Source organism: Burkholderiales bacterium, from assembly GCA_036262035.1.
GTDB lineage: Bacteria > Pseudomonadota > Gammaproteobacteria > Burkholderiales > SG8-41 > JAQGMV01.
The window spans coordinates 1-20,147 of record DATAJS010000027.1; the positions used below are offsets into that span (position 1 = coordinate 1).

The 20,147-nt window shown below is 65.2% G+C and carries 18 protein-coding genes, 1 pseudogene and 1 riboswitch; of the genes and pseudogenes, 13 read left to right on the forward strand and 6 right to left on the reverse strand.

Features of this window, described 5'->3' with window-relative positions:
* Positions 1-2,083: hypothetical protein (locus VHP37_26290; GenBank protein HEX2829885.1), on the reverse strand; the 2,083-nt coding region annotated here is incomplete at its 3' end.
* 139 nt (positions 2,084-2,222) lie between these two features.
* On the opposite strand from VHP37_26290, the gene VHP37_26295 reads away from it, so the two are divergent.
* A complete protein-coding gene (locus tag VHP37_26295) occupies positions 2,223-3,098 on the forward strand; it encodes a glycosyltransferase (protein ID HEX2829886.1) in 876 nt (291 codons plus the stop codon).
* Between the two features lie 431 nt (positions 3,099-3,529).
* On the opposite strand, the pseudogene VHP37_26300 reads toward VHP37_26295, so the two are convergent.
* The 3 genes and pseudogenes from VHP37_26300 to VHP37_26310 all read right to left on the reverse strand — a co-directional run bounded on the left by VHP37_26300 (position 3,530) and on the right by VHP37_26310 (position 6,223).
* Positions 3,530-3,718, reverse strand: a pseudogene (locus tag VHP37_26300) (ATP-dependent protease).
* Between the two features lie 666 nt (positions 3,719-4,384).
* A complete protein-coding gene (locus VHP37_26305) occupies positions 4,385-5,884 on the reverse strand; it encodes a YifB family Mg chelatase-like AAA ATPase (protein HEX2829887.1) in 1,500 nt (499 codons plus the stop codon).
* A 72-nt stretch (positions 5,885-5,956) separates the two neighbouring features.
* A complete protein-coding gene (locus tag VHP37_26310) occupies positions 5,957-6,223 on the reverse strand; it encodes an accessory factor UbiK family protein (GenBank protein ID HEX2829888.1) in 267 nt (88 codons plus the stop codon).
* A gap of 257 nt (positions 6,224-6,480) precedes the next feature.
* Between VHP37_26310 and VHP37_26315 the strand changes: the two genes are divergently transcribed.
* The 10 genes from VHP37_26315 to metW all read left to right on the forward strand — a co-directional run bounded on the left by VHP37_26315 (position 6,481) and on the right by metW (position 16,414).
* Complete coding sequence (locus VHP37_26315; GenBank protein HEX2829889.1) at positions 6,481-7,386, forward strand: TorF family putative porin; 906 nt, start codon at positions 6,481-6,483, stop codon at positions 7,384-7,386.
* Between the two features lie 31 nt (positions 7,387-7,417).
* Complete coding sequence (gene glnK, locus VHP37_26320; protein HEX2829890.1) at positions 7,418-7,756, forward strand: P-II family nitrogen regulator; 339 nt, start codon at positions 7,418-7,420, stop codon at positions 7,754-7,756.
* Between the two features lie 11 nt (positions 7,757-7,767).
* Positions 7,768-9,288 carry an ammonium transporter gene (gene amt / locus VHP37_26325; protein ID HEX2829891.1) on the forward strand — a complete coding sequence of 507 codons (1,521 nt, stop codon included), beginning with the start codon at positions 7,768-7,770 and terminating at the stop codon, positions 9,286-9,288.
* A 192-nt stretch (positions 9,289-9,480) separates the two neighbouring features.
* Complete coding sequence (gene gshA / locus VHP37_26330) at positions 9,481-10,788, forward strand: glutamate--cysteine ligase (GenBank protein ID HEX2829892.1); 1,308 nt, start codon at positions 9,481-9,483, stop codon at positions 10,786-10,788.
* Positions 10,789-10,852: 64 nt separating this feature from the next.
* Positions 10,853-11,797 (forward strand): glutathione synthase, encoded by a 945-nt coding sequence (gshB, locus tag VHP37_26335; protein ID HEX2829893.1) that lies wholly within the window; start codon positions 10,853-10,855, stop codon positions 11,795-11,797.
* A gap of 10 nt (positions 11,798-11,807) precedes the next feature.
* The gene (locus VHP37_26340; protein ID HEX2829894.1) at positions 11,808-12,224 is read left to right on the forward strand and encodes a PTS fructose transporter subunit IIA; all 417 of its coding nucleotides are present in this window, start codon (positions 11,808-11,810) and stop codon (positions 12,222-12,224) included.
* Positions 12,205-12,474, forward strand: coding sequence for an HPr family phosphocarrier protein (locus VHP37_26345; GenBank protein ID HEX2829895.1), 270 nt, complete (start codon positions 12,205-12,207; stop codon positions 12,472-12,474). The genes VHP37_26340 and VHP37_26345 overlap by 20 nt, the downstream gene beginning before the upstream one ends.
* A 105-nt stretch (positions 12,475-12,579) precedes the next feature.
* On the forward strand, positions 12,580-14,307 hold the full coding sequence (gene ptsP, locus VHP37_26350; GenBank protein HEX2829896.1) for a phosphoenolpyruvate--protein phosphotransferase: 1,728 nt from the start codon (positions 12,580-12,582) through the stop codon (positions 14,305-14,307).
* A 189-nt stretch (positions 14,308-14,496) separates the two neighbouring features.
* A riboswitch (SAM riboswitch) is annotated at positions 14,497-14,573 on the forward strand.
* Between the two features lie 45 nt (positions 14,574-14,618).
* Positions 14,619-15,800, forward strand: a complete 1,182-nt coding sequence (locus tag VHP37_26355; protein ID HEX2829897.1) for a homoserine O-acetyltransferase — start codon at positions 14,619-14,621, stop codon at positions 15,798-15,800.
* Positions 15,797-16,414 carry a methionine biosynthesis protein MetW gene (metW, locus tag VHP37_26360; GenBank protein ID HEX2829898.1) on the forward strand — a complete coding sequence of 206 codons (618 nt, stop codon included), beginning with the start codon at positions 15,797-15,799 and terminating at the stop codon, positions 16,412-16,414. Before VHP37_26355 ends, metW begins: the two co-directional genes overlap by 4 nt.
* Positions 16,415-16,455: 41 nt before the next feature.
* On the opposite strand, the gene VHP37_26365 is transcribed toward metW, so the two are convergent.
* Together VHP37_26365 and VHP37_26370 are read right to left on the reverse strand one after the other, a co-directional pair.
* Positions 16,456-17,736 carry an MFS transporter gene (locus VHP37_26365; protein HEX2829899.1) on the reverse strand — a complete coding sequence of 427 codons (1,281 nt, stop codon included), beginning with the start codon at positions 17,734-17,736 and terminating at the stop codon, positions 16,456-16,458.
* Entirely contained in the window at positions 17,723-18,502 is a 780-nt protein-coding gene (locus tag VHP37_26370; GenBank protein HEX2829900.1) for an exodeoxyribonuclease III, read from the reverse strand. The genes VHP37_26365 and VHP37_26370 overlap by 14 nt, the downstream gene beginning before the upstream one ends.
* 57 nt (positions 18,503-18,559) lie before the next feature.
* On the opposite strand from VHP37_26370, the gene pyrE reads away from it, so the two are divergent.
* Both pyrE and VHP37_26380 read left to right on the forward strand, forming a co-directional pair.
* Positions 18,560-19,213, forward strand: coding sequence for an orotate phosphoribosyltransferase (gene pyrE, locus VHP37_26375; GenBank protein ID HEX2829901.1), 654 nt, complete (start codon positions 18,560-18,562; stop codon positions 19,211-19,213).
* Positions 19,206-19,898, forward strand: coding sequence for a hypothetical protein (locus VHP37_26380; GenBank protein ID HEX2829902.1), 693 nt, complete (start codon positions 19,206-19,208; stop codon positions 19,896-19,898). The genes pyrE and VHP37_26380 overlap by 8 nt, the downstream gene beginning before the upstream one ends.
* The last annotated feature ends 249 nt before the right edge of the window (positions 19,899-20,147 follow it).

Below are 20,147 nucleotides of genomic sequence, written 5' to 3' on the forward strand. Positions count from 1 at the left end.
CCATGGGCGTGCCGGCGCCGTCTTTCTCCTGGACGATGTTCAGGCCGTCGTAGACGTACTGGGTGGTGGCGCCACCGACGGTCTTGCCGGTGCGTCGCCCGAGGCCGTCATACGCGAAGCTCGCGTTGACCCCGCCGCTCAACCCCACGAGCTGGTTGCGCGCGTTCCAGACGTAAGTGCGCCCGCCCTCGCTCGCAAGGTTGCCGTTGTCGTCGGTGAGCGCGACACCGTTCCAGCTCGCGAGCTGGTTGTTGGCGTTGTAGGTCGCCGTGGCGTCGTTCGCCGGCAGCCGCACCTGGGCGAACGTGCCGCCCGGGGTCAGGCGCCGGCCGGCCGCGTCGTAGGTGTAGAAGAGCGTCCCGAGCAGCGTGCCGTCGGTTTTCTTGTAGTAAACGCTCGTGACCTGACCGGCGTCGTCGTAGCCGTAGTCGATCGTCACCCCCGCGCCTGACGCGTTGGCGTACATCGTGCGCACGCGCCGCCCGGCCGCGTTATACGTAAACCACACCCTTTGTACGACGTTGTTGTTGCTCGGCCCGGCCGCCTGCTCGATAAGCTTGAGCTGGTCCGCGGCGTCCCACGAGTAGGTGATGAGCGGCTGGCCCGACACCTGCATCGTCTTGCGCCGGCCGCCGGCGTCATAGGTGTAGGTGACGACGCCCTGGGCGGTCGTTTCCTGGGTGAGCCGGTCGAGGTCGTCGTAGTCGCGGGTGATGGTGCCGTTGACCGAGTCGACGATCTGCCGGAGCCGGTCGCCCTTGTCCCACGTATAGGCGATGGTGCTGGTGAACGCGTTCGGCGCGGCTGGCAAAGCGCCGAAGCCGCGCAGCGCGATCCGACCGAGAGCATCGTAATTCGCACCGTTGACCTGGCCCTTGCGCTCGCGGTGACGAGAGATTTTTCCGCCCGGCTCGTAGTAGAGAAATTCCGTCTTGCCCAAAGGATTGCTGCGCGTTCCCGGCCGGTTGTTCACGCCGTCGGGGACGTAGCTCGTGACCTGCGACTTCCGGTCGTAGAAGCCGCGCACGTTGCCAGACGCATCGTAGGACCAGCCGATGGCGCCGCCCAGGGCATCCGTGACCGTACTCAGACGATCGAGGACATCGTAGGTCGCGGTCGTAACACGCCCCATCGGATCGCGAATGCCGGTTAGCCGCCCTCGTGAGTCGTAGTTCAGTGTCGTCGTACGGGAAAGCGCGTCGGTAAAGCTCGTGAGATCCGTTCCGGTGTAGCCGATTGTCGCGACGGTTACGTTCAGTGCATTCTTGACGGTCGACAGCCGCCCAGCCGTGTCATAGGTCAGCGTCGTCGTATGGTCGAGCGCATCGCGGACCTCGGTGAGATTGCCACGCACGTCGTACGTGTAGTTCGTCACGTTTCCGTTTGGGTCGGTGTTCGTGAGCGGATTGCTGAATACCGGATCGTACGTTGCCGACGCGATCACGGGCGTAGCGGTATTCGCGAGGCGCTTCACCTGAGTGACGTTGCCGAGACTGTCGTAGCTTATGTCAGTCTGTCGCAGGAGAGGATCGGTGACGGACGTTACGCGGCCAGTCGTGGGATCGCGCGCAATCGTCGTTACCTGCTCGACCGCGGTAGTGGCCGCGAACGTGTCCTTGACGACGCGACCGTTTGCATCGAACTCGGCGATGCGCTTGCTCCCGCGACGATCGGTGAGCTCGGTTTTCGTCACCACGCCGTTCACGGTCGTGTAAACGAATGTGAACGTGCTCGCATCGGCGAGCGTCTGCTTCCATACGCGGCCGTCCGTGTCGAACTGGTTGGTGAGTATGGTGTTGTTGCGCTCGTCCTTGATCGAGGAGACACGGTTGTTGGTCGTGTCCCAGACGTAGGTGCGCACCTTACCGTCGGCGTTCGTTATAGTTGCTAATCTATCCGAGGTATCGTAAGCGTAGGTCACGGTGCGGCCCGTGTTGTCTGTCGCCTGCGAGATGCGGCTTCGCCCATCGTAGGAGAGATTGATGTAGCGCCCCGTGGGCCCGACGATTCGGCTGATGTAGTCCGAGAAGCCGCCGCCACGTACCAGCGTCACCCGATTACCGTTCCGATCTTCGGTCCACATCAAGCGGCCTGGCGTGGCCGCGAAGCCCCACTTCCGGCCGTCTCTGAAGTACAGAATGAAGCTGCACAAGTTCGGGGAGTCAGGATTAGCCGTGTAGTGCAGAACAGCTTGGTAAAACTCGCTTGGGCTTTCTGTGTGGATGAAGTCGCTGCTCGCCGCGCGTTTGATCCCCGAACCGGAGACGGCGGTGCTCGGCGAGATGGAGCGGCCGACACGAACAGTCGCGCTCTCCGCGGCTCCATTGATCAGCTGCCTAATGGTCACGGGCGATCGGTTCGGCCACTTCAAACATAGCGTCGGCTGCTACCTTCGTCAGACCTACCCCCACAAGGAGCTCGTCATCGTGACCGATGAGCTGTCCCCGATTGCCGCGATCCGCGAGCACGTCGCCAAGTTGGGCCATGACGACGTCCGCGTCGTCCACGTCAACGGGCGGAACAAGCTTGGCAGGCTGCGCAACCGATCGTTGGCCGAGGCGCGCGGCGACGTATTCTGCCAGTGGGACGATGACGATAGCAGCCATCCGGACCGGCTCGCGGTGCAGCTTGAGGCGATGCGGCAGGACGATTCGACCGCGTGCTGTCTGCAGGATCACTTCCACTATTTCCAGACCACCGGCGAGGTCTACTGGACGGACTGGGATGAGGTCGTCTACAAGGGCCATCCCGGGACCCTGATGCATGTGCGCGCGGTAGAACGTGAGCCGACGTACCCCGAGATCGGGATGAACGCCCAGCGTGGGGAGGATCTTGTGTTCTACCTTCGGCTCTTCCGGCGGCTAACATTGATTCGCAACATGCCTTACCTGTTCGCCTACACGTTCCACGGCGGCAACACTTGGGCCGAGCAGCACCACCGCGAGATCGCGTCACGCGCGGTCGCGGCGGCCGAGATCATGCCGCGCCAGAAGACATTCACGCGGGAGATTCAGCGGCGCGGCCTCGCCGGTCCCTTTCGGTTCATGGGTCCAGATGGCCACGCATTCACCGTGGCGGCTAGACCCGTCTCGATTTGATCGGAGCGCCGACAAGAACAACTGCACGCTATGGCTGAGCGCTTGCGTAACCGACGGTCGCGCAGCAACAACTTCCCGCCCGGAAGGGTAGTAGAGCCGCTGCAGGCGTCCGAAGCTGTCGTACCCCTGCTCGAGCGCGAGCATGCGCGTTCCCGTAACGCGACGAAGCACGGCGGTCGCGGTCGTTGAAAGCATCTCGCATCGCTTTTCCAGCGAGACGTGGGAGGGAACGACGCCGCTTCGCGGCACTCACCGTCATTTCACGCTGCCGCGGCGGCGACGAAGATGGGGGTGTTACGAGCTCACTCTTACGAGAAGAGAGGTTACCTGCTCGATCACCCCGACAGCGCCAATACATTGGCGTAGACGGATCGACGCAAGGAATCTCTTGACATTCTTCAAGACTCGGCTTCGCCGCGCGCGTCACGTAGTCAGTTCTGGGCTCGGTCCAATCGCCGATACTGGCTCGCTTCGGCGACTTGGATCGCGCCGACCTTCACTTGATCTGCGAGATCGGCAATCGTACGCACGACCTTGAGCGTACGGTGATAGCCGCGACCGGACAGCGCGAGCTTCGCGATCGCCTTGTTCGCCAGCGCCGCGCCTGCGTCTTCCAAGTCGCAAGGTTGCTTCGCAGGAAATCGACACGATCCACATTGGCCGGGCGCTTGCCGCCTTCGAACGCACGCTCATCGCCGGCAATTCCGCGTTCGACCGCTACTACTACAAGGGAGAACGAGCCGCGCTGAATGCCAGCGCGGCACGCGGCCTAGCGGTTTTCAAAGGGACGGGACGATGCATCACCTGTCACGAGATCGGCGCAAGGTACGCACTCTTCACCGATCAGGCGTTTCATCGCCTCAGCGTCGGCTCATCGGCCATTGCGACGCGACTGCCGGAACTCACCCGCACGCTCGTTGAAGGCCGGGCAAGGGGCGCGTCCATAGATCAGCTCGTATTGAACGAGCCCGCACTCGCTGAGCTTGGACGGTTCGTCGTGACTCTTGATCCACGAGACATTGGGAAATTCCGGACGCCTTCTCTTCGCAACGTCGCGCTGACCGCGCCATACATGCACGATGGGAGCGTAGCCACGCTGGAAGACGCGGTCGATCTCGAGATTTACTATCGTGGAGCAGAGCTCGGGCGTCCGCTGATCCTTAACTGGAAGAACGCCAGGATCTCGCGGAATTCATGGGAAACCTCACGAGCCTGCAACCGTCCAAACGGCGCTGAGCCCGGAACATTCGCCGCTCAAAGCGCCGATTCGACGACGGTTCCTAGATTCAGCGCGGCCGCTCGAACCTGCGATACTGAACGGCCTCGGCCGCGTGCGCGGCGGCGATCGTATCCGCGCCCGCGAGATCCGCGATCGTACGTGCGAGCTTGACCGCACGATGGTAGCCGCGCGCCGACAGCGCGAGCCGCTGGATTGCCTTGCGGAGCAATGCGACTGCGCCGTCTTCCAGCGCGCAGTGCTCGTCTAGCTCGGCCAGCGTGAGCTTCGCGTTCGCCTTGCCCTGCCGCTCGAGCATGCGCGTGCGTGCGCGCTCGACGCGTTCGCGGATGGCGCTCGACGGCTCGCCCTCCCGCGCACTCAAAACGTCCTCCGCGCGCATCGCCGGCACTTCGATCTGGATGTCGATGCGCTCGAGCAGCGGGCCTGAGATTTTGCTGCGGTAGCGCTGGACCTGATCGGGTGTGCACGTGCACCGCGATGAAAAATGTCCCAGGTAGCCACACGGACACGGATTCATCGCCGCGACGAGCTGGAACTCCGCGGGGAACTCCACCTGCCGCGCCGCGCGCGAGACGCACACGCGCCCCGATTCGAGCGGCTCGCGCAGCACTTCGAGCACCCGGCGCTCGAACTCGGGCAGCTCGTCCAGGAACAGCACGCCGTGCATGGCCATCGAGATCTCGCCGGGGCGCGGATCGCTGCCGCCGCCGACGAGCGCGACCGCGGACGCGGTGTGGTGCGGCGCGCGATATGGCCGCTGCCGCCAGCGCTCGGCGCGAAAACCGCTCGACCCGAGCGACTGTACGACGGCGGACTCCAGCGCTTCGCGCTCGCTCATCGGCGGCAGTATGCCGGCGAGGCGCGAAGCGAGCATGGTCTTGCCGGTGCCGGGAGGACCGACCATCAGTACGCTGTGCGACCCCGCGGCCGCGATCTCCAGCGCGCGCTTGGCGTGAGGCTGCGAGCGCACGTCCTGCATGTCGGCATGGTCGCACGCGCTCACGAGCGGCTTCATGGCGTGCGGCGCGAGACGCTCCGAGCCCAGCAGATGCGCGCAGACTTCGAGGAGGTTCCGCGCGGGGTGCACGACCGCGCCTTCGACGAGCGCGGCTTCGGGCGCGTTCTCCGCCGGCACGACGAACGCCCGTCCCGCTTCGCGCGCGCCGATCGACATCGCGAGCGCGCCGCGCACCGCCCTCAGGTGTCCGGCCAGCGCGAGCTCGCCGACGAACTCGTAGCGGTCGAGCGCTTCGCCGGGGAGCTGTCCCGTCGCGACCAGGATGCCCAGGGCGATCGGCAGGTCGAAGCGCCCGGATTCCTTCGGCAGGTCGGCCGGCGCGAGATTCACCGTGACGTGCCGCACCGGGAATTCGAACCGAGCGTTCTGGAGCGCCGCGCGCACGCGGTCGCGCGCTTCCTTCACCTCCGCTTCGGGCAGCCCGACGATGGTGAAGCTCGGCAGCCCGTTGGCGAGATGCACCTCCACCGTGACCGGGGGAGCGCGCATGCCTTCGAGGGCGCGGCTGTGCAGCACGGCGAGCGCCACGCGCGCCTCCGTTCGTTGTCGCTATGAGCGTTCAACGAACGGGACGCTCGAAGCGTCGCTAACGCCTGCGGTCTAGACCCCGGTTTGGCCCGGCGCCGCGTCGCGCGCGGCGAGCCTGGACTCGAGGGCTGCGACCTCCGCTTCGAGGCGGGTCAGCTGCTCGCGGGTTCGCAGCAGCACCTGACGCTGCACGTCGAACTCTTCCCGGGTGACGAGATCGAGCCGCGTGAAGAGACTGCCCAGCATCGCCTTCAGGTTTTTTTCCAGGTCGGCCGCCGGGCTCGCGGCGAACACGTCACGGATGCGCTGGGTCACGTCGTTGAGGGTTTTTTGGTCCATGGCCGGCCGGGCTGAGCGTTTGGATAAGCGATTGTCCCACACGCCCTTTAGGTGGATCGCGCACTGCCCGCCCCCATTCGGTGCACCGCTTCGGAGCCCGCGCTCCACGGCGGTGCGAAGACGCGGTCAGCTCGGCGTCCGAATGATGTAAGCATTTGGTTATACGCGTCTTTTTCTTTGGCACGGTCCGTGCTGAACCCGCCGCCGCAGCTTTCCATCCAGACGTATCCAAGAAAGGGGACAAGATGATTCGAAAAATGGCGGTAGCGGGTCTGCTCGCGTCAGCGGTCGCACCGGCGGTGAGCTTCGCCGGCGATCCTCCGCCCGAGCACACGTTCACCGGCAACGTGGGACTGTTCAGCCAATACATCTTCCGCGGTCTGACTCAGACGGACCGCGACCCGGCGATCCAGGGCGGTCTCGACTACGCGCATTCCAGCGGCATCTACCTGGGCACGTGGGCCTCGAACATCAGCTGGCTCAAGGAGAACTTCTCGGCGCCGCCGAACGCCATCGCGGGCACCTACAACCGCGGCGGCAGCATGGAATGGGACTTCTACGGCGGTTACAAGATGAGCTTCGGCGACGTCGGCGTCGATCTCGGCACGCTCTATTACTGGTACCCCGGCGACATCAACCCGGCCGTGCAGGCCGTGACGCCCGGCATCGGCGTGCCGAAAGCCGACACGTGGGAGGTGTACGGCGCGGTGAGCTGGAAGTGGCTGTCCGCGAAGCTGTCGGTGAGCGTCATGGACCACACCTTCGGCGTGAAGGACACCGCGGGCACCACCTATCTCGACCTCTCCGCCAACGTTCCGATCGGCGATTACTACAAGCCGCTGACGGGCCTCACGCTCAATGCGCATTGGGGCTGGCAGAAGTATCGCGGCACCGATGCACGCAACGGGACGTACTTCGCCGCCGCGTTCGGCGGACGCACGCCGGATAACGACGAGATCTTCAGCTACAAGGACGTGAAGCTGGGCCTGACTTATGCGCTGCCCAGGGATTTCAGCGTCGGCGCGTTCTGGAGCAAAGCCTACGACACCAGCGTGCTGGGCTACGGCGGCATCGGCGACGCTGCGGGCGGCGGTCTGTTCGGGCCGTTCCCGCGCGCCATCGGCAAGAGCACCGGCACCGTCTTCGTACAGAAGACGTTCTGACGCCGGCTCACTCAGAGAAACGGGGAACCCCATGAAACTCGTTACGGCAATCATCAAGCCATTCAAGCTCGACGAAGTGCGCGAAGCGCTCTCGGCGATCGGCGTGACCGGCATCACGGTGACCGAAGTGAAAGGCTTCGGCCGCCAGAAAGGCCACACCGAGCTCTACCGCGGCGCCGAGTACGTCGTCGACTTCCTGCCCAAGGTGAAGATCGAAGCAGCGATCAGGAGCGAGATGCTCGAGCAGGTGATCGAGGCGATCGAGAAGTCGGCCAACACCGGCAAGATCGGCGACGGCAAGGTCTTCGTCTTCGAGCTCGAGCAGGTCATCCGCATCCGCACCGGCGAGACCGGCGCCGAAGCGCTTTAGGAGGGATACACATGAAGAGACTATTCGCCATCCTGGCGCTGCTCTGCACGTTCGTAGCCGGCGCGCTCCCGGCGTACGCGCAGGACAAGGCCGCCGACAAACCGGCAGCGACCGCGCCGGCCGCCCCCGCGGCTCCCGCTGCGGCTGCTGCCACCGCCGCACCGGCCGCCGCTACCGCGGCGCCGGCAGCCGCGCCGACGCCCAACAAGGGCGACGTCGCGTGGATGCTCGTGTGCACCGCGCTCGTCATCATGATGAGCATCCCGGCGCTCGCGCTGTTCTACGGCGGCATGGTGAGAGCGAAGAACATGCTCTCGGTGCTGATGCAGGTGTTCGTCACGTTCTCGCTGATCGTGGTGCTGTGGTGCGTCTACGGCTACAGCCTCGCGTTCACCGAAGGCAACTCGTTCATAGGCGGACTCGGACGATTGTTCCTGTCGGGCGTGTTCGACGCGACCAAAGGCGAGTTCGCCACGGCCGCGACCTTCAGCAAGGGCGTGGTGATTCCCGAGATCGTGTTCGTCGCGTTCCAGGCGACGTTCGCCGCGATCACCTGCTGCCTGATCGTCGGCGCGTTCGCCGAGCGCATGAAGTTCTCCGCCGTGCTGATCTTCATGGTGATCTGGTTCACCTTCTCGTACACCCCGATCGCGCACATGGTCTGGTTCTGGCCCGGCCCCGACGCCTACACCGGCGCCGACGTCGTCGACAAGCTGAACTCGACCGCCGGCATGATCTGGCAATGGGGCGCGCTCGACTTCGCGGGCGGCACGGTGGTGCACATCAACGCGGGTGTGGCGGGCCTGGTCGGCGCCTACATGGTCGGCAAGCGGATCGGTTACGGCCGCGAAGCGATGACCCCGCACAACCTGCCGATGACCATGATCGGCGCCTCGCTCCTCTGGGTGGGCTGGTTCGGCTTCAACGCGGGCTCGGCGCTCGAAGCCGGCAACTCCGCGGCGCTCGCGTTCCTGAACACCTTCCTCGCGACGGCGTGCGCGGTGATGTCGTGGACGCTCGGCGAATGGATGGTCAAGGGCAAGCCCTCGATGCTCGGTGCGGCTTCGGGCGCGGTCGCAGGTCTCGTCGCGATCACCCCGGCGGCCGGTAACGTCGGCATCCCCGGCGCGTTCGTGATCGGCCTCGCCGCCGGCATCGTGTGCCTGTGGGGCGTCAACCAGTTGAAGCGTATGCTGGGGGCGGACGATTCGCTCGACGTGTTCGGCGTGCACGCGGTGGGCGGTATCCTCGGCGCGCTGCTGACCGGCGTGTTCTGCTCGCCGGCGCTCGGCGGCCCGGGCTTCGTCTCCGACTGGGTCACCGCCAAGGTGACGACGGCGGCGGACTATTCGATCGCCGCACAGGTGATCACGCAGGCCAAAGCGGTCGGCGTCACGGTGATCTGGACCGCGGTGGTGGCCTACGTGGCCTACCTGATCGCCAACATGATCGTCGGCCTGCGGGTGACCGAAGAAGAGGAGCGCGAAGGCCTCGACGTGCGCAGCCACGGCGAGACGGCATACCATACGTAATACAAAAGCGGGAAACAGGGGAAAAGCGGCGCCTCCGGGCGCCGCTTTTTTCGTTAAGGGCAGTGCGGGGTGAAGGAAAGGAGGTTCAAGGAGGGAAACCATCGGTTTTCCTCCCTGGCGTTGACCGGGAAGCCGGCGCCGCGCGGCTGCTTCGGGAGGCTACAATTGCCGATTCTCGTGTAGGACCTTCCGATGAACGTCCCCCGACTTGCCACCGCGCTCTCCGGTCCCCTGCCCACGCTCGAGCGCCACCTGCTCCGCGCGAGCTCGACGATCGAGCACTGGCTGCGCGGCCAATGGCAGGAGCACGACGCCCCGTTCTACTGCTCGGTCGATCTGCGCAACAGCGGCTTCAAGATCGCGCCGGTCGACACCAACCTCTTCCCGGGCGGTTTCAATAATCTCAACCCCGATTTCCACCCGCTGTGCGTGCAGGCGGCGATGACCGCGCTGGAAAAGGTCTGTCCCGAGGCGCGCGGCTGCGTGCTGATCCCCGAGAACCACACGCGCAACCAGTTCTACCTCCAGAACGTCGCGACGCTGGCGAAGATCCTGCGTCACGCGGGCATGAACGTGCGCATCGGCAGCATGCTGCCCGAGATCGACAAGCCGACCGACGTCGAGCTGCCCGACGGCGCAAAATTGCGGCTGGAACCGCTCGAGCGCAAGGGCAACCGTCTGTGCGTCGGCGACTTCGATCCCTGCGTGGTGCTGCTCAACAACGATCTGTCCGGCGGCATCCCGAAGATGCTGCAAGGCATCGAGCAGGCGCTGCTGCCGCCGCTGCACGCGGGCTGGGCGGTGCGGCGCAAGTCGAATCACTTCGAAGCCTATCGCCAGGTCGCCGAGGAGTTCGGCGAAGCGGTCGGCATCGACCCGTGGCTCATCAATCCGTATTTCGAGCGCTGCGGCAAGATCGACTTCCACGCGCGCAAGGGCGAGGAGTGCCTCGAAGGCTACGTCGCCGAGATCCTCGACGACATCCGCGCCAAGTACCGCGAGTACAAGATCGACGCCGAGCCCTTCGTCATCGTGAAAGCCGACGCCGGCACCTACGGCATGGGCATCATGACGGTGAAAGACCCGTCGGAAGTCAAAGGCCTCAACCGCAAGCAGCGCAACAAGATGGCGGTGGTGAAGGAAGGCCTCGAAGTGCACGACGTGCTGGTGCAGGAAGGCGTGTATTCGTTCGAGACGGTCGAGGACGCGGTCGCCGAGCCCGTCGTCTACATGATAGACCACTACGTCGTCGGCGGCTTCTATCGCGTGCACACTTCGCGCGGCATGGACGAGAACCTCAACGCGCCCGGGATGCACTTCGTGCCGCTCGCGTTCGCTTCGCCGTGCTCGTCGCCCGACCCCGACGATCCCGACTGCCCGCCCAACCGCTTCTACGCGTACGGCGTGGTCGCCCGCCTTGCGCTGCTCGCGGCCCAGAGAGAGCTGGAGATGACCGAGGATGCGCTCGACGAAGCACCGGCGGAGCCGGTGAATGAGTGAAGGGTGAAGGGAATCGCATAGACCGGCCCCTTCGCCCTGCATCGTATTCACCCTTCACATACGAATGAAAATCGCCTTCATCGTCGATCCGCTCGACGAGTTCAAGCTCTACAAGGACAGCACCTACGCGATGATGCGCGAGGCCGCGCAGCGCGGCCACGAGCTGCACGCGTTCCATCCCGAAGACCTCGCATGGATGAAGAGCGTGGTGTCGGCGTACTCGGCGCGCATCCACCTCACCGGCAGCGAGGACGACGCGTGGTACCACTTCGATCCCCATGCGCAGGTGCCGCTGGCGTCGTTCGACGCGGTGATCATGCGCAAGGACCCGCCGTTCGACATGGAGTACGTGTACGCCACGTATCTCCTCGAGATCGCGGAGAAGCAGGGTGCGCGCGTGTACAACAGCCCGCGCGCGATTCGCGATCACAACGAGAAGATGGCGATCGCGAAGTTTCCGCAGTTCACCGCGCCCACGCTCGTCACCCGGCGTGAAGCGCTCATCCGCGATTTCATCGCCGAGCACGGGGAAGCGATCCTCAAGCCTCTCGACGGCATGGGCGGCACCTCGATCTTCCGCGTGCGGCAGGACGACCCGAATCTCTCGGTCATCCTGGAGACGATCACCGCCTACGGCGCGAAGACCACGATGGCGCAGCGCTACCTGCCGCAGATCAAGGACGGCGACAAGCGCATCCTGCTGATCGGCGGCAAACCCGCGCCATATTGCCTGGCGCGCATTCCCAAAGCGGGCGAGACTCGCGGCAACCTCGCCGCCGGCGGGACCGGGGTCGCCCGGCCGCTGTGCGCGAGGGACCGCGAGATCGCCGAAACGCTCGCGCCGCAGCTCTTCGAAGCGGGCTTGCTCCTCGTCGGGCTCGACGTGATCGGCGATTATCTGACCGAAGTCAACGTGACCAGCCCCACCTGCTTCCAGGAAATCACCCAGCAGTCGGGCTTCAACGTCGCAGGAATGATGCTGGACGCGCTCGAGCGCGCCACAGCGTAAAATCTACGAGATGATAGGAATACTCATCATCGCCCACGGCACGCTGGGCGAGTCGCTCATCCATTGTGCGAGCCACGTGCTCAACAAACGGCCGCCGCGGCTGCGCCAGCTCGGCGTCACCGCGCAGGACGATCCGCTGCTCCTGCTGCCTCAGGCGCGTGCGATGCTCAAAGAGCTCGACGACGGCAGCGGCGTGTTGATCCTGTCGGACATGTACGGCGGCTCGCCGTCGAACATCGCGGCGAAGCTGCTCGTCCCCGACCACATCGAGGGCGTCGCGGGCGTGAACCTGCCGATGCTGATCCGCGCGCTGACCTATCGCGAGAAGCCGCTCGCCACGCTCGTGACCAAGGCGGTGAGCGGCGGCTGCGAAGGCGTGCTGCGCATACCGCCGCTCACCCTGCACAATGCTGCAACGGGAAGTTGAGATCATCAACAAGCTCGGGCTGCACGCCCGGGCGTCCGCCAGGCTGACCCAGGTCGCAGGCCGCTTCGAAGCCGATGTCTGGCTGAGCCGTAACGGCCGCCGCGTCAACGCCAAGAGCATCATGGGCGTGATGATGCTCGCCGCCGCCAAGGGTTCCACCGTGCTCCTCGAGACCGACGGCGCCGACGAGGGCGATGCGCTGGATGCGGTGGCCGCGCTCATCGCAGAGCGCTTCGGCGAAGACGAATGACTATCGTCAGTGTCAAGTGTTGAACGTTTAGTGTTAAGTTGTCCGTGCGTCATCCTCGCCGCCGCTTTTCACTCAACACTTAACACTCGACACTAAACACTCGCCATGTCCTTCGCGTTACACGGCATTCCCGTCTCCGGCGGCATCGCGATCGGCTACGCGCACCTCATCTCGCACGCGCAGCTCGAGGCCGCGCACTACCGCGTACCCGATCACCAGATCGCCGACGAGGTGAAGCGCTTCGACGGGGCGGTCGAAAGCGTGCGCGCCGACCTCTCGCGGCTGCGCGGCACGGTGCCGAAAACCGCGCCGGCGGAATTCGTCGGCTTCATCGACGTGCACCTCATGATCCTCAACGACTCGATGCTGTCGGTCCAGCCGAAGCGCATCATCGAGCAGGAACGCTGCAACGCCGAATGGGCGCTCAAGATCCAGATGGACGCGCTGCTCGCGCAGTTCGACCAGATCGAGGACGCGTACCTGCGCGAGCGCCGGACCGACGTGATCCAGGTCGTCGAGCGCGTGATGAAGTCGCTGCTGGGTCATCCCGGCTACGCGCCGCCGCAGACCGACGACGGCCGCAAGCTCATTCTGGTCGCACACGACCTCTCGCCCGCCGACGTGGTGCAGTTCAAGCAGCACCACTTCGCGAGCTTCATCACCGATCTCGGCGGCACGACCTCGCACACCGCGGTCGTCGCGCGCAGCCTCAACATCCCGTCGATCGTGGCGCTGCACGAGGCGAGACAGCTCATTCGCGAGAACGAGCTCGTCATCGTCGACGGCACGCAGGGCGTGGTCATCGTCGACCCCGACAGCCAGGCGCTCGCCGAATACGAGCTCAGGCAGAGCCAGTTCGAGCTCGAGCGGCTGAAGCTCAAGCGCCTGCGCTACATGCGCGCGGCGACGCTCGACGGCATCGCGGTCGAGCTGCAGGCGAACATCGAGGGACCCGACGACGTCGGCCAGGCGCGCGAGAACGGCGCCACCGGCATCGGCCTCTTCCGCAGCGAGTTCCTGTTCCTCGGCCGCACCGAGCTGCCCGACGAGGACGAGCAGTTCGAGGCGTATCGCCGCGTCGCGCAGGAGATGGAAGGCGCGCCGGTGACGATCCGCACCTACGATCTCGGCGCCGACAAGGACACCGAAGAGACCGCGCAGCGCTTCGTCACCAATCCCGCGTTGGGACTGCGCGCGATCCGGCTCTGCCTCATCGAGCCGCAGCGCTTCCTGATACAGCTGCGGGCGCTCCTGCGCGCGTCGCATTACGGCAAGATCAACATCCTGGTGCCGATGCTCGCGACGGTGCGCGAGGTCGAGCAGACCCTGCTGCACATCGAACAGGCCAGGGCGAGCCTCGACGCCGAAGGCGTGCCCTACGACCGCGAGGTGAAGATCGGCGGGATGATCGAAATACCCGCGGCGGCGCTCGCGCTCGGCATCTTCACGCGCAGCCTGGATTTCCTTTCGATCGGCACCAACGACCTCATCCAGTACACGCTGGCGGTCGACCGCACCGACGACGCCGTCGCGCATCTCTACGACCCGCTCCATCCCGCGGTGCTGTCGCTCATCGCGCACGTGCTCAAGACCGCCGACAAGGCGCGCGTGCCGGTCGCGCTGTGCGGCGAGATGGCGGGCGACCTCACGCTGACCCGCCTCCTGCTCGGCCTGGGACTGCGCCAGTACTCGATGCACTCGGCGCATCTGCTCGAGGTCAAGCAGCGCATCCTCCAGACCAACCTGTCGCAGGCCAAGCCCCTGGCGCTGCGCATGCTTCGCGAAAACGACCCGGAGCGGCTGCGGGCGCTGCTGGACAAGATGAACGCCTGACGGCGTGAAGAAGTGACGGGCAAACCGGTGACGGATGAAGCGGTGACGAAAAACGTTCCCTCCCCCCGCGCACGCGGGGGAGGGCCAGGGTGGGGGGGGCGTCACTGCCTCACCCGTCACCGTTCTATCCGTCACCGCCGCATCCGTCACCCTTAATTGACAAGGCCTTACGCAGTCGGTAACTTTCAAGCAGCAACACGCGCCGATTTGAGATCAGCTTGCGGGCGCGTTACAAATACGGCTAAAGAGATTACGAGACAGTCTCTCTAGAACCCGGTGCAAGCGTGATCGCTCACCGGGTTTTTCGTTTTATGGGCGGGAGCTCCACGGATTTGGACAGCGTCATCGGAACGTCACCCGACGGCCGCTCGGTCGGCATCGTCACGCCGCGCAGCGCGCATTTCGACGAGCCGCTGACGCTCAAGGGCGGCGCGATCATCGAAGGCTACGATCTCGCCTACGAGACCTACGGCACGCTCAACGCCGAGCGCTCGAACGCGGTCCTGATCTGTCACGCGCTCAATGCGTCCCACCACGTCGCCGGCTGGTACGCGCAAGATCCGAAGAGCGTCGGCTGGTGGGACAACATGATCGGTCCCGGCAAGCCGGTCGACACCAACCGCTTCTTCGTCGTCGGCGTGAACAACCTCGGCGGCTGCCACGGCTCGACCGGACCGTGCAGCATCGATGCGAAGACGGGCAGGCGCTGGGGGAGCCGCTTCCCCGTCGTGACCGTCGAAGACTGGGTCGCCGCGCAGGCGAGGCTCGCTTCGATGCTCGGGATCGAGCGCTTCGCCGCGGTGATGGGCGGCTCTTTAGGCGCGATGCAGGCGCTGCAATGGACGATGAGCTTTCCGGACAAGCTCCGGCACTCGATCGTCATCGCGTGCGCGCCCAACCTCTCGGCGCAGAACATCGCGTTCAACGAAGTCGCGCGCCAGGCGATCGTCACCGATCCCGATTTCCACGGCGGCGACTACTACGAGCACGGCGTCAAACCGCAGCGGGGCTTGCGCGTCGCGCGCATGGTCGGACACATCACGTATCTGTCCGACGACGAGATGGCGAACAAGTTCGGGCGGCAGCTGAAGAACGGCAAGCTCTCGTACTCGTTCGACAGCGAGTTCCAGATCGAGTCGTACCTGCGCTACCAGGCCGACAAGTTCTCCGATTATTTCGACGCGAACACGTACTTGCGCATCACCAAGGCGCTCGATTACTTCGACCCGGCGCTGGAGTACGGCGGCAATCTCGCGTCCGCGCTCGCCCGCGCCAGGGCGGCGTTCCTCGTCGTCTCGTTCACGACCGACTGGCGTTTCTCGCCCGAGCGCTCGCGCGAGATCGTCAAGGCGGTGCTCGACAACCGCGGGCAGGTCACCTACGCCGAGATCGACGCCCCGCACGGCCACGACGCTTTCCTGCTCGACGACGAGCGCTATCACCACCTCGTCGCGGCCTACTTCGACCGCATCGCCGCCGAGGTGAAAGCGTGAGCGGGGGCAACGGCGTCCAGCGCCATCGTCCCGACTTCGCAGCCATCGCCGGTTGGATCAACCTGGGATCGAGCGTGCTCGACCTGGGCTGCGGCGACGGCACGCTGCTCAGGTATCTCAAGGAGACGCGGCAGACCCGCGGCTACGGCGTCGAGATCGACGACACCTCGATCCTGAAGTGCGTGAAGAACGGCGTGAACGTCGTGCAGAGCGACCTCGAGCGCGGCCTCTCGGGATTCGAGGACAACTCGTTCGACTACGTCGTGCTGTCGCAGACGATCCAGGCGATGAAGAACAGCGAGACGATCATCCGCGAGATGCTGCGCGTGGGCCGAGAAGGGATCGTCACCTTTCCCAACTTCGGCTACTGGAAGAACCGCGTCGCGGTGGTCAAAGGCCGCATGCCGGTCTCCGACAACCTGCCGTACGAGTGGTACGACACCCCCAACGTCCACCTCTGCGCGATCGCCGATTTCGAGCGGTTCTGCGAGGAGCGGGGGATACGGATATTGGAGAGGAAGGTGCTGACCAACGGGAAACCGGTGGTGACCTTACCGAATCTTCTGGGCGCGCTTGCCGTCTATCACTTTGGGAATGGCCGGCAGAAGAAGTGATGAGGTGACGGTGATAACCCGATCTCATCACCTCTATCTCTTCACTCCTTCGCGGCGCTGCCCACCGACAGGTCGGCCAAGCCGCTGCGCATCATCAGCCAGAACACCACCACACCGGGCACCGCGATCACCGTCGTCAGCACGTAGAAGTTGACGTAGCCCATCGCCTCGATCAGCGCGCCGGCGCTGGTGCCGGTGAGCAGGCGCCCGGCGATGCTTGCCAGCGCGGAGAGCAAGGCGTACTGGGTCGCGGTGAAGCGCAGGTTGCACAGCGCAGACAGATACGCGACGACGGTGACGCCGCCGATGCCGCTCGCGAAGTTCTCGAAGGCCACCGCCGCCGCCATGCCGTAGTTGGTGTGCCCCGCCGCGGCGAGCGCCGCGAAGCCGAAGTTCGACACCGCCATGAGGATGAGGCTGATCAGCACCGAGCGCTTCATGCCCAGCTTCGCGTAGAGAATCCCGCCGACGAACACCCCCACGAGCAGCGCGACGAAACCCACGCCGACGTCGTAGAAAGCCACCTCGTCGTTGCTGAAGCCCAGGTCCTGGAACAACAGCCGCAGCGAGAGGTTGGCCAGCGTGTCGCCGATCTTGTGGATCAGCACGAAGGCCAGCACGACGAGCGCGCCCTGGCGCCTCAGAAACTCGAACAGCGGGCTGAAGTACGCGATCACCGCTTCGGCCACGCCGCGCGCCTTCTCGGGCTGCCGGTGGCGCGACGGCTCGCCCATGACGACGCCGACGAGCATCGCCGGGAGCGCGAACACCGCGCATGCGGCGTAGGCGGCGGCCCAGCCGAAGCGGACCGCGAGCACCAGCGCGAGCGCGCCTGCCGCCGAGGCGCCGATGCGCCAGCCGTACTGCGACATGCCCGAGCCGATTCCGAGCTGGCGAGGCTCGAGGAGCTCGATGCGATAGGCGTCGATGATGATGTCGTACGTCGCGCCGGCGACGCCGACGCAGATCGCCGCAATCGCGACGAGATAGAGATCGGCTTCAGGATCGACCGAGCCCAGGAACGCCACCGCCGCGATGACGAGCACTCCGGTGAGCCACAGCCAGCTTCGCCGCTGCCCGAAGCGCCCGATGACCGGCAGGCGCACCTGGTCGATGAGCGGCGCCCACAGGAACTTGAAGTTGTAGGCGAGGAAGGTCAGCGCGAACGCGGTCACCGCGCTCTTGGTGATGCCCTGCTGCGCGAGGCGCGTGGTGAGCGTCGCGCCGATCATCGCGAACGGGAAACCCGACGAGATGCCGAGGAAGAGCGCGGCGAGCGGCGCCCGCTCCAGGTAGGGCTTCAGACCGTCAGCCCAGCGCATACTCGTAATCGATGGTGAGCGGCGCGTGGTCGGAGAAGCGCTGCGTCTTGTAGATCGCGCAGCGCCGCGCGGTCGCTGCGATGCCCGGCGTGGCGATGTGGTAGTCGATGCGCCAGCCGACGTTCTTCGCCCACGCCTGGCCGCGGTTGGACCACCACGTGTACTGGTCGGGGCGGCAGTCGACGCAGCGGAAGACGTCCACCCAGCCGAGCTCGTCGAAGACTCGCGTCAGCCACTCGCGCTCCTCCGGCAGGAAACCCGAGTTCTTGCGGTTGCCGCGCCAGTTTCTGAGATCGATCTCCTTGTGCGCGATGTTCCAGTCGCCGCACAACACGATCTCGCGCCCTTCCGCGCGCAACGCCTTCAAGTGAGGGAAGAAGCGCTTCATGAACGCGAACTTCACCTGCTGGCGCTCTTCCCCGCTGGAGCCCGAAGGCTTGTATAGCGAGATCACCGACAGATTGCCGAAGTCGAGGCGCAGGTAACGCCCTTCACGGTCGATGTCGGGAATGCCGAGACCTTCGACGACCCGGTCGGGCGTGTGCCGGGTATAGATGCCCACCCCGCTGTAGCCCTTCTTCTCGGCGCAATGGAAATAGCCTTTGAGCCGGCCGACGCGCGTGAGCTCGGGCGTGAGATCGCCGGCATGGCACTTGAGCTCCTGCACGCACACGAGATCGGCGCGGGAACGGGCGAGCCAGGTATGGAAGCCCTTGCGGGCGGCGGACCGGATGCCGTTGAGGTTCAGCGTTATAATTCTCAGCATTTACAAGCAGTTCGCGCTGCGCTACACCACGCGGACAGCGTGTCAGGGGACCGCAAGATGTCAGCCGATTTCCGCCAGGACTTCATCCGATTCGCGCTCGCGGAAAAGGTGCTGTGCTTCGGTGAGTTTCAGACGAAGGCGGGGCGGCTGTCGCCGTACTTCTTCAACGCCGGCCTGTTCAACCACGGCTCGGCGCTGCGCCGGCTCGCTGAATTCTACGCGAAAGCCATCCTGACCTCGGGCCTGGGACACGACATGCTGTTCGGCCCCGCCTATAAAGGAATCCCGCTGGTTGCCGCTATATCCATGGCGCTCGACGAATGGGGTAAGGACCTTCCTTTTGCGTTCAACCGCAAGGAAGCCAAGGACCACGGCGAGGGCGGCAACGTCATCGGGGCGCCCCTCACGGGCGACGTCCTGATCGTCGACGACGTCATCTCCGCGGGAACTTCGGTGCGCGAATCGGTCGAAACCATCCGGCAGGCGGGAGCGCGTCCGTGCGGCGTCGCCATCGCGCTCGACCGCATGGAAAAGGGGACCGGGGAGCTGTCGGCCGTACAGGAAGTACGCCAAACCTACGGTATCCCCGTTATTAGCATCGCCAGCCTCGACGACCTCGTCGCGTACCTGGCCAATGAAGGGGGAATGAAACCCCGACTGGACGCCGTCCAGGCGTACCGTGACCGCTATGGAGTCTCTTCGGATGCATGATCTGAAACCGCGACTGCGCGCCGTGCTGGGCACGGTGACCGTGCTCGCCCTGCTGGCGGGGCCGGGTGTCGCTTGCGCTCAGAAGATCGTGTGCTGGAAGGACAAGAACGGCAAGGTGATCGGCTGCGGCGACAAGGTCCCGCCCGAATTCCAGAGCAGCGCGACCAAGGAGCTGGATGCGCGCGGCGTGACCCGGCGCACGACCGAGTCGGCCGAAGAAGACCGCCAGCGCCGCCAGCGCGAGCAGGAAGCGGCCAAGACCAAGGTCGAGGAAGACCGCCAGGCGGTCGACCAGAAGCGCCAGGACAACGCGCTGCTCGCCACTTTCAGCAGCGACAAAGAGATCGACCTCAAGCGCGATCGCGACCTCCAGGTGCTCGACCTCCAGATCGAGCAGCTCACCAACGCGCAAAAAGGCGCGACGCAGCGTTACAACGACGTGCGGGCGCGCGTGGACGTGGTCGAGAAGAACAAGAAGCCGGTCGGTCCGCAGCTCAAGGCGGAGCTCGACCGCGCGACGGGCGACAAGCAGCGCGCCGAGCACAACGTCGAGATGAAGCAGAAGGAAAAGCAGGAGCTGCGCGAGCGCTTCGCCGCTTACAAGAAGCGCTACAACGAGCTGAAGGCCGGCGCCGTGCCCGGCAGCGCACCGTCGCAATCGACTTCGGCTTCAGCGAAGAAATAGGCGTCGTCCTCGGCGAAGGCCAGGACCCATTTTGACCTTCCAAGCCGCGTACACCGTCCGCCGTCATTCCCGCGGAGACGGGCCCTCCCGTCATTCCCGCGGAGACGGCCCCTGCCGTCATTCCCGCGTTAGGCGGGCCCTGCCGTCATTCCCGCGCAGGCGGGAATCCATTTTTGACCCGGGGACTTGAACGTCAAAATGGATCCCGGATCGCGCCCGCTGCCGCGGGCGCATCCGGGATGACCGAAA

What these genes read in the sequence shown, in the direction of transcription:
- VHP37_26365 (HEX2829899.1), bottom strand. Translation starts at nt 17,736, where the DNA reads ATGCGCTGGGCTGACGGTCTGAAGCCCTACCTGGAGCGGGCGCCGCTC.
- VHP37_26345 (HEX2829895.1), top strand. Translation starts at nt 12,205, where the DNA reads ATGCTGCAACGGGAAGTTGAGATCATCAACAAGCTCGGGCTGCACGCC.
- VHP37_26340 (HEX2829894.1), top strand. Translation starts at nt 11,808, where the DNA reads ATGATAGGAATACTCATCATCGCCCACGGCACGCTGGGCGAGTCGCTC.
- VHP37_26370 (HEX2829900.1), bottom strand. Translation starts at nt 18,502, where the DNA reads ATGCTGAGAATTATAACGCTGAACCTCAACGGCATCCGGTCCGCCGCC.
- gshB (HEX2829893.1), top strand. Translation starts at nt 10,853, where the DNA reads ATGAAAATCGCCTTCATCGTCGATCCGCTCGACGAGTTCAAGCTCTAC.
- ptsP (HEX2829896.1), top strand. Translation starts at nt 12,580, where the DNA reads ATGTCCTTCGCGTTACACGGCATTCCCGTCTCCGGCGGCATCGCGATC.
- gshA (HEX2829892.1), top strand. Translation starts at nt 9,481, where the DNA reads ATGAACGTCCCCCGACTTGCCACCGCGCTCTCCGGTCCCCTGCCCACG.
- VHP37_26355 (HEX2829897.1), top strand. Translation starts at nt 14,619, where the DNA reads ATGGGCGGGAGCTCCACGGATTTGGACAGCGTCATCGGAACGTCACCC.
- pyrE (HEX2829901.1), top strand. Translation starts at nt 18,560, where the DNA reads ATGTCAGCCGATTTCCGCCAGGACTTCATCCGATTCGCGCTCGCGGAA.
- VHP37_26315 (HEX2829889.1), top strand. Translation starts at nt 6,481, where the DNA reads ATGGCGGTAGCGGGTCTGCTCGCGTCAGCGGTCGCACCGGCGGTGAGC.
- VHP37_26380 (HEX2829902.1), top strand. Translation starts at nt 19,206, where the DNA reads ATGCATGATCTGAAACCGCGACTGCGCGCCGTGCTGGGCACGGTGACC.
- VHP37_26310 (HEX2829888.1), bottom strand. Translation starts at nt 6,223, where the DNA reads ATGGACCAAAAAACCCTCAACGACGTGACCCAGCGCATCCGTGACGTG.
- VHP37_26295 (HEX2829886.1), top strand. Translation starts at nt 2,223, where the DNA reads ATGAAGTCGCTGCTCGCCGCGCGTTTGATCCCCGAACCGGAGACGGCG.
- glnK (HEX2829890.1), top strand. Translation starts at nt 7,418, where the DNA reads ATGAAACTCGTTACGGCAATCATCAAGCCATTCAAGCTCGACGAAGTG.
- amt (HEX2829891.1), top strand. Translation starts at nt 7,768, where the DNA reads ATGAAGAGACTATTCGCCATCCTGGCGCTGCTCTGCACGTTCGTAGCC.